The organism is Bacterioplanoides sp. (assembly GCF_965219715.1).
GTDB lineage: Bacteria > Pseudomonadota > Gammaproteobacteria > Pseudomonadales > Oceanobacteraceae > Bacterioplanoides.
Genome location: NZ_OZ244785.1, coordinates 1 through 14,027, shown reverse-complemented (window position 1 = coordinate 14,027; position 14,027 = coordinate 1). Strand labels below are relative to the sequence as shown.

Genomic DNA, 14,027 nt, shown 5'->3' with positions numbered 1-14,027 from the left:
CAGTCTTCATTGTGATGGTCCCGGTTATCATTCACCGGGAACCATATAAACTTTATATCTTCCGACAACCCTACAGCTGTACTAAATACGGCAGATAAGCAGCAACTAACGGTCTTGCTGCGATATCTGGTACTTGTAATTTCTGCCAGACTTCACCCCGGTCTCTGCAACCGGGGTAACTTCAACCCATAATCGCAGCCCCATATATTCAGGTTGCACAGAATATTCTCGACTGCTGCCCTGTTGCAGAATTTTAGTATCCGTTCTGAAGATAATATTATCTATTCCCTGCTTATCACCTTCGTAATCGAAGTAGTCGAAATCCACCGTTATTTTATCGCCAACCGTCAGATTCGTTAAATGACTGTAATTTCCATTCACACTTGCCCGAATACCCAGCAGAATCCTGGGAGGTGAGTTTCGATGAATCAGTTCACGGTGAGATCGGAACTCCTTTTTATGCAACTGATTAGCCAGAACAACCCCAACCGATAATCGTTGTCCGATATAGGCATCCGATAATTTAAGTTGGTCCAGCGGTCCACGTTTAATTTCAGTTCCGTCCAGATACCAGATAAATTCAGCAACATCCTGAGTATCGAGAGTCTGGCTGTTGCGCAAAATTTTTACGCCTGCTGTTTGGCCACTGTAGAGCATGTGTTTGTTTGTCGTTTGGTTAACAATGGCAATATACAGGTTTCCGGTACCAGGCAATTGTGCAAGTGCACAGCCGCTAACAAAAAGCGTCAGAATTAAAAAAATGGTTTTCAAGAGAAGGATTCCAGTAGACAGGTGTAGTGACCGAATGATTCAGGACCACTATATAAAGCGGAATAAGTTCACCAACCCCAATATGGGGGAATTTATAAGTAAAAGGCGCCACTTTTTTTATAAGGGGCGCCTTTTTATTTTCGGGAAGTTGTCAGTTACTCGGCGATTCTTAAAAGCGCACGACGTTTACCAACCCGCTTCCAGTTCTCACCATCATCCGACACCCAAATGCTTTTGCTTGAATAAGAATGGTCAAAACGATCATCGCCACCCGTTAACCAGATGCGGTTGTTAAAGTGATGAACCGCCATTCCTGAGCGCGGAGGATGTTCTAACGTTACCTTTGTTGCCGTTTGCATTGGGTTTAAGCCACTGATGCTGGTGAAGTAACTGGCACCGCTGTTACTGGTCAGAATTGCCAGTGCTGAACCGTCAAGTGTGATGTCATAACCACTTTCAAGCTCGATATTGCCATTGTTATTGGCATCCTTAGTAGACACGGTGAACCATTGGCTACCATCACTGGTATAGCGTATTTGCAGGTTACCGCGACTGCCTGAGTTAGTTGAGCCCGTTACCACAAGGCGCTCACTATTTGCCACAGCGCGCAGATGATAGATAGCCTCACCGAAACCAAAATCTGCCGTAGCCTGTGTCCAGCTGGTGCCATCGCTGCTCGACCAGACATCCTCTAATCCAGCAAACGGACTTTCATACTGGCGACCGCCAATCACCCACAACTGATCTTTGAAGCTCACTAACTGCTGGTCTCTGCGAGCCGGAATATCAGCTACCTCATGACGACTCCACTCGAGTGTGCCATTAACCAACTCTCCTTTGGCGATATATGATTTTTTATCGGTATAAGAAACAAAATACATCCATAACGCACCATTTAGCTCGGCAACTGACGCTTTACCCAGCGATTGTGGTAACAGTTTACTGTCATCAGCAGGTCGATTCGGCTGCCAATGAATACCGTCATCACTCACCCACACTTCATTAGAGGCAGCATTATTCTCGTTACTGGCGCCACCGATAATCCATAAGCGATTGTTAAAGCTGACCATCTCGTGACTTTGCAGACCTGGGAACTCCCCTTCACTTTCTTCCCTTGTCCAGTTGGTTAAATCATTCGATACCCAGGTATCCAGTGAAGTATCAACGATCTTATGTTTAGGAACATTAATCAGATCCCGGCTGCGACCACCGCCAATCCAGAAGCGGTTTTTGAATGCCATAGCAAAGTCAAAGCTTTGTCGGGTGGAATAACCAGCAGTATCCGTTTCCTTTTCCCAGCTATTTCCGTCAGCAGAAGAATAAATACTATTTTTACTACCGATTACCCACACTCGCCCATCAAAAGCCAGTGCCTTGTGACCACCAATCTGGTTGGCATCGATCGTACTGACTCGCGCTGCAGTCCAGCTTTGTGCATCAGTTGAATAGTAAACATCACCTGTTGGATTCGTGATAACCAAACGACCCGTCAGCTTTGATAATTGCGAGTCACCATAAAGGGAGTTACGGCTACTAAAACCCGTGACCTTATCCCAGTCTGTGCCATCGGTCGTGGAATATAAGCCGCTGATGTTATAAATCGATAAGCCACCAGCAAATACTTGCAGCTTGTTGTTATAGCTTGTGATTAAAGTACGGTGCATGCGGTAGCTGCGATCCGTAACCGGCAGATTGGCTGCAACCTGCGTCCAGTTAATACCATCACTGCTTTTCCAGACGGTATCAACAAACGCTTCCTGAGTCAGAGTATTCTCACGGTATAAGCCACCAGCAATCCAAAGTTCTCCATTATGCTCCGCGACATCGTGGAGACGACGAGCGGTAAATGGTGACGCAGTTCGTAGCCCTTCCCACAAAATGCCGTCTTTACTTCTCCAGATACCATTGGTTGCCAGGTTAGAGTTGGCTGGCTGACCACCGAAGATCCACCAATAACCACCAAATTCAATATGCGCAGCACCACGAATTTGTGGGCGTGGGCCAAACCCTAGCGTCAGATCGGCGGTTTCCAGAAGGCTGGTCGATAAACGTAATCGCGAAGGATTTGCCAGTGTTGTTACGGTTTGGTCTACATTGCCATCTGCGGTAAGGGTCCCGTTTTGCGGATTGACGCAAATTCCGATACACGACAAATCTGAAACCGTCCAATTTAAAGGATACTGGCTGCTCTTAATGGATAAACGGCTACCGCTTTGTCCTACTTCAGCAATTACCTCCATCGAACCATCAACAACATTAACGGTGTAACTCGATTGCGCAGCAGAATAGTTGTCATCGGCTGCAACCGAAGCAGTTATGGTTGCACTACCAAATCTCACGCCAACCACAGAGCCATTATTGGTCACCTGCGCAACTTCGCTATTGCTGCTGGCGTAGCTCACCTGACCAATGCCCTGAACCTGCAAAGGCCGACTGATGGTGCTGTTTTTCACCAGAGTCACGGCGCTGGATTCTGCAAAAGAAACCTGCTGTTCAGCACGAACCTTTAATACGATATCAATCTGCCCCTGCTCATAAGTGTCGCTGCCAGCCGCAACAACCGAAACCGTGGCGCTGCCCGCTCCTGCCGTCATAAAGTTAAAAGACTGAGAACTCTGCTGAACAATACGAATGACCGATTCATCACTGCTGGTCACGGTGAAACTGTCGTTACCACGATTGCCAAACACACGCATCGACAGGTTGTTATTGGTCAGGTCAAACACCTTACTGACACCATCCTGCAGTGTTAACGGCTGCGGACGCTTGGACACCACCACATCAACCGACAAAGACGCGGCATTGTATTTGGCGGTTGCTGCGACACGAATGGTGATGGTTGCACTACCAACTGTTAATGCTCCGCCACCTTCGCCGATTTTTACTACCGATTCATCACTGCTGGAATAACTGACAGTAGCATCGGAATCGGTTGTAACCGGTAAAGCCAGCTCATCACCCACTTTCAGCTGTAACTTGCCATCCGTCAGCACAACCTGATTGCTCAGCGCCAGCTTCGGATCCAGCAGCGTGTTACCACTACCGCCGTCACCACCATTGCCTCCGGAACCACCGGAAGAATCATTACCACCCGATGAGCCACTGCCACCACAGGCTATCAGCAACAGCGACATCAGTGTCACCAGCTTTATTCGTATCAGAAAAGTCATTATCCGCTCCTGTCGAGATAAGGAAAATTTCCCGACAGGCTATAGGCAGATAAAAAACCAACAATAGTGCAATTTAGGGCTATCTGATCAGAGGAGGAACTGGGTCTCAGTTGAGTGTTTTATTATTTTTTCGGTACTCACTGGGCGTACAGCCATAGGCCTTTTTAAAGTAACCGTAGAAGGTGGATTTGCTGGTAAAACCTGCCTCGATATAAATATCCGTTACCGATAGCGCTGGCATCTCCAGCATTCGCGCGGCCGCATAATGCACCCGGAAATCGTTAATGAACTCATAGAACGACAGGTTGAATTGCTGATTAATCAATTCCGATAACTTATGCGTGGTCATGCCCAGCTGGTTAGCAAGACTGGCTAGCGACAGGTCATCGTTGAGATACAATTGTTCCTGCTCAACCCGGTTACGAACCTGTTGAGCCAAAGGATCGGGGTCAGCAGCAGAATCGTCTTTGGCATCATCCGGCTTAACCTCCAAATCTTCCGGCTCCTGAGCCACCACCTCGGTTGTCTGTAAAATTGGCGCCTCTTCCAATTCGTAACCTTTAAAGTTACGCCATGCCGTTTCCACAGACATCCAGGTAAAAAACAGCACCAGTACAATAAATCCGATATCGCCGAGTGACAGGTCATTACCCGACGGATTCAGAAACGCACTGGCAACCTGAGTAATGGTGGTGATCAGAATAACGAGAATAGCCAGCATCATACGAAACCACGATCTGGGTAACGTCTTACTCTGGTAGCTTGCCCAATCAGAACGCAAACGCATCATCAAACGGAACGAGGCAAACACATAGGCACTGGTTTGTAACCCGGCCATCATAGTGATCAGGCTGAACAAACTGATGTAACTGTCTTGTTGGTAATCGAGCTGAGTGGCCGGTTGCCACAAGCCGACATCACTGACCTGATTACCCGCCGCCAACACAATCATCAGGGGCAATAAACACAACACGAAATCCTTCGTGCCAACATAATTACGGGTCGATATATGACTGATGTAACCCAACAGCAATGGGCCAGGCAAAAACACAATGGGCAGGAAACAAAAATATAACCTAGGGGAAATATAGAAATCCTGAGCATCCAGCAAAATAAGGCCGAGGTAGCCCACTACAAACGCCATATAACCACTCAGCCACAAGCGCGAACGGCAGCGAATCGAAAAAACCACGAGGCATAAACACGCCGACGTTGCCAACAGGCACCAATAAAACCACTGCAACGAAAAACTCCCTGTTGTCTTAAATCTGAAACAATTGGTAAAAATTAAACATGATTGTCTGCTAAAGCTGCAACAGGTTCGTTTAAATCAGCCAAAAAAACCGTGTTTGGACGTTCAGCTGGATCGAAACGGACTCTTTTATCCGGCGGTTTCCTTAGCATGACTGGCAGATGTCACAACCAAAACAGCAACAATGACAAACGCTTTGCATTCTTCCCAGCAGCTCAGCAATCAGTTTCAGCAACTGATGCGAGCATTCAATATTCAGCCAGGTCAGTGGCCTGATTGGCAGTCCTGGCGTCTGCAATTACTCGATTTTATTGCGGTTGATGACCTGATAGTCAGCGGCCCAGCCGAATATCAGATCGGTGTACCCGCCACTCAGATGTCAGCCAAAAGTGCCGATTCCATAAAACACACCATCGGTGATGTCACAATCGAGTGGTACTTCGACACCAAAGTGGACAGCAAAGTGTCGCTTCAGTTGCAACAAATAATCACAGATTCGCTTCCCGTCCTGACCAGCCAGATCCGGATTGCCAGCAAACATTGTCGTAATCTGGCACAAAAGGCATTGACCGATACCACTCTGAACCAACTGGGTTACCAATATTTTGCCGTCAGTCGTAATGGCAAGTTAACCGAGCCGGACAATCAGAGCAGACCAGCATTCAGCGTTTATCAACCAAAACTGCTCGACAGCGTTAAGCACTGGTTAGCTGCTATTCAGCCCGGCAAACTGCCAACAACACACCCGATTCGCCACAAGGTGATGACCGTAAACGAACAGCGTTGGTTGGCAACCCTGATCTTTCCCATGCCACCTGATAAACGGCCATCCGATTCGCGGCCAGCCAATCAGGCACTGTCTCTGACCATGGCAACAGAACACAGAGAGGATGTCATCGCTTCGCTCGTTCTTGTTCAACTGGATAACCAAACCACACCGGAATGGCTGACCCAGGCTTTTGCTGTCAGCAGTTCAGAAGCCAGGGTAATGATGTTGTTTGCCAGCGGCAAAAGCGCCGAGTCGGTGGCAGATCATACCGGCTACAGCATTAACACCGTTTATTCCTACATCAAAAAAATGTATGCCGCCCTTGGCATCAACAAGCAGGGGCAGCTAACCGCCTGCCTGGCACCGCGTCTGATTTAACATTACCGGGTTAATTACAATGAACATGAATCAGACACACATTTCTGACTACATCGACCGTATCTATCAGGCCGTACTCACACCGGAAGACATCCCCACCATCATGGATGATCTGCGCACTCTGGTGGATGCACCGTACAGCTCATTTCAGGTGGAAGGAATACATAACCACAGTCTGGACCAGATGCACCTGGTGAATTACGACCCAACGTCGATTAACAGTTACTCGGACTATTTCGTCAGCCGCGATCCGTGGACCCAAACCATCATCAATCGCGGCATGATTAATACCCCCTTCCAATGTTCGGAACGACTGGTAAGCGACAAAGACTATTGTCGCAGCGAGTTTTATCAGGATTGGGGCAGGCATTGGGGCGTTCGTTACGCCATGGGCAGCGGCTTTCAGATCGACCAGCAACACATACTGAAACTGGCATTCCAGCGTCACTGCGATCACACGCCTTTTACAATTGCAGAGGAGCAAACCTTAAACCTGCTCCACGGCCACTTTGAGCAATGGGTCCGTTTACACGGCATTTTCAGCGATCAACAACAGGAGATAAGCAGCAGTCTGCCACTGGATTCAATTAACCGTCCGGTTTGGGTGCTGGACCGCAACATGGTGCTGTATTACAGCAACCACTATGGCCAACAACAGCTGGCGGACAATAAGGCGTTCAGCCTCAGCAATAACCAACTGCGCCTGAAAGTACATCATCAACACACACAGCTGGAAAAACGTATCCAACTACTCACCCACAGCGATCACTTATTGCAACACGCGATTCAACGTGAGCCGGTTTTCCTCACCGTCGACCAGCAGACTGAAACCTTTTGGTTAATTCCGTTTACCCAGCACAACCAGCGCCGGGTCATACTAGTTGGACAGAAAGTCATTGCCGATGAACAGGACATAGAAAATCAGCTGGGTATCACCCGCCGACAAGCCCAGGCAGCCATGCTGCTGACTAAAGGGCACAATCTGGCCGATATCGCTCAGGACATGAATATTTCGGTGAATACCGTGCGCAACCAGTTATCCAGTTGTTACCGTGAGCTGAACGTGGCCAACCAGTCCGAGCTCATTGAGCTGGTCAGCCATACCTGGAAAGGTGTTCCCGATCCGGACTGACCGAACTGAAGCGGGCCTGGATTCAGGAACAGCAATAGGAAAATTGATATATGAGTCGAACGTTCCCACACTCAGTGGAAATGCATCCGCTGTCGTTCGCTGTGGGCTACCGAGTCGGTACTGTTGACCATTTCATCGTACGGCATACTCTGAATCATATAGCCGTGATGCACACCTAACATCGCGAGTTGATGGGAGCACTCAGACAAACTTCGAAAGCGCTTTGGCTGATCATTTTCGGTCAACAAACTTTGCATACCGTCGTGAAAAATCTGGACCAGATATAAGTCACCCTCATTCGCCAGCACATGGACTTCAGGACGGGAATAATGGGCGCAACGCTTTAACTCTTTCAACGTCATAACAGACTCCAAAGCTGTACATTACTTGTACAGATTGCGCCAAAGCCATTTTCCCCACCAGTAAAGATTTGCTAACCCGGAATCGAATCACTCTGTTACAGTCAAGCTATGAAATCATTTGAACCCACTGATGATCAGAACAACCCAACAGCGAATCAGGAGCAACAGCAGGCACTGGGCGACCTGGATGTTGTTCGTCAGCTGCTGGCCAGCTATTTGTCCGATGGTAAGCGCAGCTCGCTTTACGAACTGATCAAATGGTTACAACAACCTGAACAGGCTATTTTTAATGAAGATGCCCTGAAAGATTCCTTACTGCTGTTCCGCTGCAATTTCTTCATCATGCATGCGCTTTATCAATTGAGAAATCAATGGCGAAGCGAAGAAGCTGGGGAATTATTAATTTCGGCATTACATATCCAGTTTTTACCTGGCTCTTCACACCAGCGGCAACCTGATCAGCACTCAGCAACAACCAGCGATTCACTTGAGCTGGATAATGCTGACCCGCTGCAGGCGTACTACCTCGACCTTACCAACCTGTCGACCAGCCGCGAAGAGGTTGAGCTGTTAATGGAGCAGTTCTGGAAAAAAATGGCACGCCCGGATTACAGCAGCCACCAAGATGAAGATCTCGCGACTCTGGAATTGAAACCACCAGTTTCCGCGCGCGAAATACGCCAGCAATATCGGCGCCTGGCCATGAAGCATCACCCGGATCGGGGTGGTGATAGCCTGAAGTTCCGCCAGATCAACGCCGCATTCCAGCGGTTAAAACAAGCTCCGTTTTATCATTAACCTTTGACTGGCCAACCGACAACAGAAAAACGAAATCATTTTTCTTCTGTTATTATTCGCCTCAGAACAAATACTAACAGAGAGAGTTATGCGCTTTTCCCATCACCTTGGCTTACTTTTATTTTCCCTGCTGTTTGCTCCTTTATCTCAGGCACTGGTGATTCTTCAATATCATCATATTGATGCCACTACCCCGCCGGTAACCAGTATTTCGCCAGAAAAATTCGAACAACATATGCAGTTGCTGGAAAGTGAAGGCATGCAGGTGGTCGACCTGAAATCTGCTTTGCAAACACTACAGAATGGCGGGGAGTTACCGCATAAAGCCGTCGCTATTACCTTTGATGACGCCTGGGAGTCGATTTACCTGAATGCATTTCCACTGATGAAACAGCGCAACTGGCCGTTTACCATTTTTGTAAACACTCAGGCGGTGGATGAAAAGCACAAAAAAGTCGCCAGCTGGGAGCAATTAGCCGAGATGCAAGAGCACGGTGGCACCATGGCAAACCACTCCCACAGCCATCCGTATTTAATCGAAAAACCGGCGGATCTGTCTCTGGATCAATGGTTAACCAAAGAAGTTACCGGGCCGGAACAGCGAATCCAAAAAAAGCTGGGCGTTAGCCATAAAATGCTGGCCTACCCTTATGGTGAATTTGATTCTGATATTGCCAATTGGTTAAAAGTAAAAGGCTATATCGCATTTGGTCAGCAATCAGGACCAGTTGGTAAACACTCACATTTCCAGGCGTTACCACGCTTTCCGGCGGCTGGCATTTACGCCAATCCAAAAACATTAAAAACCAAGTTAAAAACACTGGCATTTCCGATTCCTCCCGAGCAACTGATTGATCCGATCCTGGCGGAAAACAATCCTCCGGAATTAACCCTGAGTTTTGTTTCCAACGATTTATATCGATCTCAGATTCAGTGTTTTGCCAGCGGCGAAGGTGCAATTAAAACCGAAGCTAAAGCCAAAAAGATTTTAAATCCGGAAACAAATAAAAAAGATCAGCACATCAGTATCGTCACCCAGGCTGAAAAGCCGATAACGGCCGGCCGCGGTCGTTACAACTGCACCGCCGCCAGTAAAAAGCACAAAGGCTTTTATTACTGGTATTCCCAGGTGTGGATTAACACCGACGTTAAAAAACGCTGATTACGCGCTTCATGGTTGCGGATAGTACAAATCTTGTACTGTTCGCCATCAAAACATAGTGGTACATTGGTTCTAAAAAGAACAATAGGTATCACCATGTCCATTTCTGCTCTTTCCGCTGCCACCAGTGATGAAAACCATGCTACTTCACTAATGTCACGAGCCCGCCAGGCGGAAAAACAACTGGCCGCATCCAGTCTGAAGCAACGACTGAAGATTCTGGCTCAGGTACAGCAGAATATCCTGGCGCTGCGTGAAGAGATTGTCGCCAGCCTGGTTGATGAGTGTGGCAAAACCAAAACCGACGCCAATATCGAAATCATTGGTGTTCTGGACTGGCTGAAATGGCTACAGGACCACGCCGAAAAATTCCTCAACGATAAGAAAGTACCCACCCCCATTACACTGCTGGGAAAACAATCGCGTATCTGGCATCAACCACTTGGCACCGTATTAATTATTGCCCCCTGGAATTACCCGTTTCATATCGGAATTACCCAGATTTTTACCGCCTTCGCCTGTGCCAACGCAGTGTTATACAAGCCGTCTGAAATTACGCCGATGCGAGGCATTTACGAACGCGTGCTGGCTGTTGATTCATTGCTGCAAGAATCCGTTGTTATTGCTTATGGAAACGGACAATTAGGTGCCGATTTAATTGATCAGCGACCGGATAAAATCTTTTTTACCGGTTCAACCCGCACAGGCAAAGCCATTTCACGCCAGGCGGCTGATTATCTGGTTCCGGTGGATCTGGAACTGGGTGGCAAAGACCCGATGATTGTAATGGACAGTGCCGATATAAAACGTGCCGCTGCTGCGGCAGTATGGGGTGCGAATACTCACAACGGTCAGTCTTGTTCTGCGGTGGAGCGTTTATACGTTCAATCCGGTATTTATAAGAAATTGCTGGCTGAAATTAAACACCAGACCCAACAGCTTATTCAGAAAGAACAAGATAAAAACGGTGATACTGATTTAAGTCGGGTCACCGTCGATTTTCAGTTCGACATTATCCGCGATCATATCGAAGACGCCGTCAATAAAGGCGCAACGCTAGTTTGTGGTGGTGACATAGTTGATGCTGAAAAACTCATGCTACAACCAACGGTATTAACCGACGTTTCGGATCAGATGAAGTGTATCAGCCAAGAAACGTTCGGGCCGCTGCTCCCTGTTATTCCTTTCGATACTGAACAACAAGTCATAGAACTGGCTAATAATAATGAATTTGGCCTTCAGGCCAGTGTATTCAGTGCCGACATCAACCAGGCACAACGTATTGCCCGTCAACTACAGGTAGGCGGCGTATCCATTAATAACGTTAATATGGTGGAAGGTAATCCCTGGTTGTCATTTGGGGGGCGAAAAAACTCTGGTACAGGACGCGCCCGTGGCGTCGAAGGTTTATTGGCTTTCAGCCAGAGCAAACACGTTTTAATTGATAAAAACAGCAGTCAGATAGAAGCCAACTGGTATCCCTACACTCAGGAAAAATACCAGTTGGTGATTCAATTTTTTAACGCTCTGTTTGAGAAAAGTCCACTGCGTTTAACAAAGGCAGCGATGGCCGGATTAAAACTGGAAAAGATCTCCCAGAATCAACGAACTAAGGCGAGGAAATATAACGCCCGTTAACGAAACGACAGCGAGCTTCACCGTCTGGATAAATCTCGTTCCTCTTTATCCAGACCTGTCCAATTACAGACTGGACCATTACTACCTTACTTTTTACTTCTACTACAAGCCCGCAATGAGATTCATCACCTTCCTGAAGCTGTTCTCTGAAAGCAATGGCTCGTTTGCGTTTAGCAGCTAAAGCCTCTGCTTTTACTCTGGCCAGGCGTTTTCTTTCATTTTCTTGCCTGGCGTATTCAACTCTCTTCTTTTCGGCAAGCTGTTTTTCTCTTTTCAACTCGGCCTTTTTCTCTTCTCTGAGTTGGATTTCATAGCGGGCAATATCGATTTTTTCCTGCTTTTTCGCTGAGAAAAATTTCTGAACATCTTTTTTCTCACGCTGATGTAATGATGCCTGGTTTCTTATTGCAATGAAGAGATCTCCCTTACCATCATATTCCAATTGGTTAGTCAGAAATGACCAGGAAAAAATCAAACTCGCATTGCGCTTCTTTATATTCGCACAATAGCCGCTCAAATCTTCCCAGTAAGGTCGTCGTGGAGCCATCTGCCCCGATCCAATTAACTTATGTACACGCGAGTATTGAGCAAAAAAGCCCGGAATGTATGATATTTTCATATCACCGAAAGCGGGCTTCTTATACCCTTTCATTTCGTAACTGCTCAGGTACTTAATCTCATTACCGAACTCTTTAATGTCATTCACAGAGATATCATAATCATTAATCAGCTCCGATTCGGAATAAGTCGCTACCGGAGATTCAGCGTCCAGGTCGAACACGTTTCCTTGATTTGCATGACATAACTCCTGAAATTTATTTTTGATCGCTTCAACTTGAGCATCACTTCCATAGCCAGGTAAGCGTAAATAATAAGCTCCCACAATGTTACCTTCCCAGAGCTTGTTCTTAGACCCCGAGCTGACCGTTATTAATCGATCTGAGAAGCTGTCAATGGAGTCATTATCAGTCAGGTCAGGAGTACTTTTGCCAGAAAGACTACTGCAGGCCGACGTTAAGATAAGAAGCAATATCGCCAGTGATTTATATACTTTCATTGTTTTTTAAAATTCCCTGTTAATCACAAAAAGGCCAGCAATGACCAGTAAGCGTTGGCCATATTTAAATGTCATTTTGGATTCATATCAATAGCGTGATTTTTTCAAGACAGATGTATGACGAGTAACTCTAAAGATGAATAAGAATTTCAGCTAAAGAACTTTCGCCGACGCCTGCTGCAGAGTCTTTTCGCGCTGACGCCAGTCCGGCAGCGCGTCACTCATTAATGCTTTAAATCCCGGGCCATGATCGAAGTGTTTTAAATGACAAAGTTCATGTACCACCACCAGCTCAATCAGCTCAGGTGGCAATTGCATCAACCCCAGATTAAGGTTGATATAACCACGCTGGGACAAACTGCCCCAGCGGGTTTTCATCTTCTTCACCCTCAGTGTCGGTTGCTGTTTAGCAAAACGGCTGAAAAACGGCCACCAATGATCGATTTGTTGCTGAAAGTAGGCGCGCGCCTGGGGCCTTAGCCACTTATCCATGGCGTCGCGCACATCGCTGAAGTTCCACCCCTGCGGCACCCACACCTGATTATCGGTTACCAGAAACTCATCCAATGCGCTGGTCTGGATGGGATATTCCTTTCCCAAAATCGAAAAACTCTCTAGTGCCTGCTGCTGGCGCTGTAACGCTCCGGCTCGTTGCTGTTTCAGCCAGGCTTCATTCGCTTTTACAAATGCCAGTACATCATTTTTCGCGCAGCCCAGAGGAATACGCAGATCCACTTCACCCTGCTCGTTAATTTGCAGTCGCATACTTTTGCGTTGCATGGCACTGATGAGTAGTTTTACTGACTCACCATCAATATCCAGCCACATTTGTTGTTGATACGATTTCCGCGCGCCCATAAGCCTGTTAGGATTGCCTGCAAATTCAGGAGTATTGTATGTCTGACCTCAACAGTATCCCAGCTTTAACTGAAGATGAGCTGGAAATCCTGGGTGTTTTGCTGGAAACCGAAGCAGAACGCCAGGACAGTTTTGACTTTTTTGCCGTTCATGGCCTGATCACCGCCCTGCTGTCTGGCCCAAATGAGTTTGATATCCGCCAGGTGTGGGATTGTGCCTTTGACGAGCAACTGGGCTTCAGCAAAGAACAAAAAGCTCAGGTGAACGAGCTGATGCTGAAACTCAGCAAAGAGATTCAGGCCTGGTTGGATTCCGGCCAGGACTTCCCGGTGCCGGCTGATCTGACCCTTGTCGACGACGAAGAGGAAGAGCCACCGCTGGAAAGCTGGGCCATCGGTTATATGACGGCAGTGATGCTGCAGGAAGAAGACTGGTACGCCGAGCACGAAGAAAAAGTGGCTGAGTGCCTGTTCCCGATCATGTACGCCTCCGGTCTGTTTGCAGATGAACCAGAAATGGCTGACATCGACGAAGATGTAGAGCTGTCTGATCAGATGTGTGGCAATATCCCGGCCGCCGTGATTCAGGTGTATCTGCAGCTACACAGCAAGTAAGCCAGACAAGCGCATCATTCATAAAAAAGCCCCTGGCAGCCATGCTGCCAGGGGCTTTTTTATGCT

General features: G+C 47.4%; 12 protein-coding genes. 6 read left to right on the top strand and 6 right to left on the bottom strand.

The features are described 5' to 3' along the window. Positions 1–105 precede the first annotated feature (105 nt). The 3 genes from ACOQOZ_RS00590 to ACOQOZ_RS00580 all read right to left on the bottom strand — a co-directional run bounded on the left by ACOQOZ_RS00590 (position 106) and on the right by ACOQOZ_RS00580 (position 5,085). Positions 106–771, bottom strand: a complete 666-nt coding sequence (locus ACOQOZ_RS00590; protein ID WP_420590344.1) for a hypothetical protein — start codon at positions 769–771, stop codon at positions 106–108. Between the two features lie 155 nt (positions 772–926). Next, entirely contained in the window at positions 927–3,941 is a 3,015-nt protein-coding gene (locus ACOQOZ_RS00585; protein ID WP_420590343.1) for an Ig-like domain-containing protein, read from the bottom strand. A 106-nt stretch (positions 3,942–4,047) separates the two neighbouring features. Then, on the bottom strand, positions 4,048–5,085 hold the full coding sequence (locus tag ACOQOZ_RS00580; protein ID WP_420590342.1) for a helix-turn-helix domain-containing protein: 1,038 nt from the start codon (positions 5,083–5,085) through the stop codon (positions 4,048–4,050). A gap of 292 nt (positions 5,086–5,377) precedes the next feature. Between ACOQOZ_RS00580 and ACOQOZ_RS00575 the strand changes: the two genes are divergently transcribed. Further along, positions 5,378–6,340 (top strand): helix-turn-helix transcriptional regulator, encoded by a 963-nt coding sequence (locus tag ACOQOZ_RS00575; protein WP_420590341.1) that lies wholly within the window; start codon positions 5,378–5,380, stop codon positions 6,338–6,340. Positions 6,341–6,365: 25 nt separating this feature from the next. Beyond that, positions 6,366–7,472: a helix-turn-helix transcriptional regulator gene (locus ACOQOZ_RS00570; protein WP_420590340.1), complete on the top strand. Its 1,107-nt coding sequence runs from the start codon at positions 6,366–6,368 to the stop codon at positions 7,470–7,472. Between the two features lie 71 nt (positions 7,473–7,543). Here ACOQOZ_RS00570 and ACOQOZ_RS00565 read toward each other — a convergent pair whose 3' ends face one another. Continuing rightward, positions 7,544–7,834, bottom strand: a complete 291-nt coding sequence (locus tag ACOQOZ_RS00565; RefSeq protein ID WP_420590339.1) for a DUF6482 family protein — start codon at positions 7,832–7,834, stop codon at positions 7,544–7,546. 108 nt (positions 7,835–7,942) lie between these two features. Between ACOQOZ_RS00565 and ACOQOZ_RS00560 the strand changes: the two genes are divergently transcribed. The 3 genes from ACOQOZ_RS00560 (at position 7,943) to ACOQOZ_RS00550 (ending at position 11,432) form a co-directional block, all read left to right on the top strand. Then, the gene (locus ACOQOZ_RS00560) at positions 7,943–8,632 is read left to right on the top strand and encodes a DNA-J related domain-containing protein (RefSeq protein ID WP_420590338.1); all 690 of its coding nucleotides are present in this window, start codon (positions 7,943–7,945) and stop codon (positions 8,630–8,632) included. Positions 8,633–8,720: 88 nt separating this feature from the next. Beyond that, positions 8,721–9,794, top strand: coding sequence for a polysaccharide deacetylase family protein (locus ACOQOZ_RS00555; protein ID WP_420590337.1), 1,074 nt, complete (start codon positions 8,721–8,723; stop codon positions 9,792–9,794). Positions 9,795–9,890: 96 nt separating this feature from the next. Then, a complete protein-coding gene (locus tag ACOQOZ_RS00550) occupies positions 9,891–11,432 on the top strand; it encodes an aldehyde dehydrogenase family protein (protein WP_420590336.1) in 1,542 nt (513 codons plus the stop codon). On the opposite strand, the gene ACOQOZ_RS00545 is transcribed toward ACOQOZ_RS00550, so the two are convergent. Continuing rightward, positions 11,404–12,489, bottom strand: a complete 1,086-nt coding sequence (locus tag ACOQOZ_RS00545; protein WP_420590335.1) for a cell envelope integrity protein TolA — start codon at positions 12,487–12,489, stop codon at positions 11,404–11,406. The two genes, ACOQOZ_RS00550 and ACOQOZ_RS00545, sit on opposite strands and share 29 nt — an antisense overlap. 153 nt (positions 12,490–12,642) lie before the next feature. Continuing rightward, positions 12,643–13,347 (bottom strand): M48 family metallopeptidase, encoded by a 705-nt coding sequence (locus ACOQOZ_RS00540; protein ID WP_420590334.1) that lies wholly within the window; start codon positions 13,345–13,347, stop codon positions 12,643–12,645. A 38-nt stretch (positions 13,348–13,385) separates the two neighbouring features. Here ACOQOZ_RS00540 and ACOQOZ_RS00535 point away from each other — a divergent pair, with 38 nt between their 5' ends. Continuing rightward, positions 13,386–13,961, top strand: coding sequence for a YecA family protein (locus ACOQOZ_RS00535; RefSeq protein ID WP_420590333.1), 576 nt, complete (start codon positions 13,386–13,388; stop codon positions 13,959–13,961). Positions 13,962–14,027: the final 66 nt, after the last annotated feature.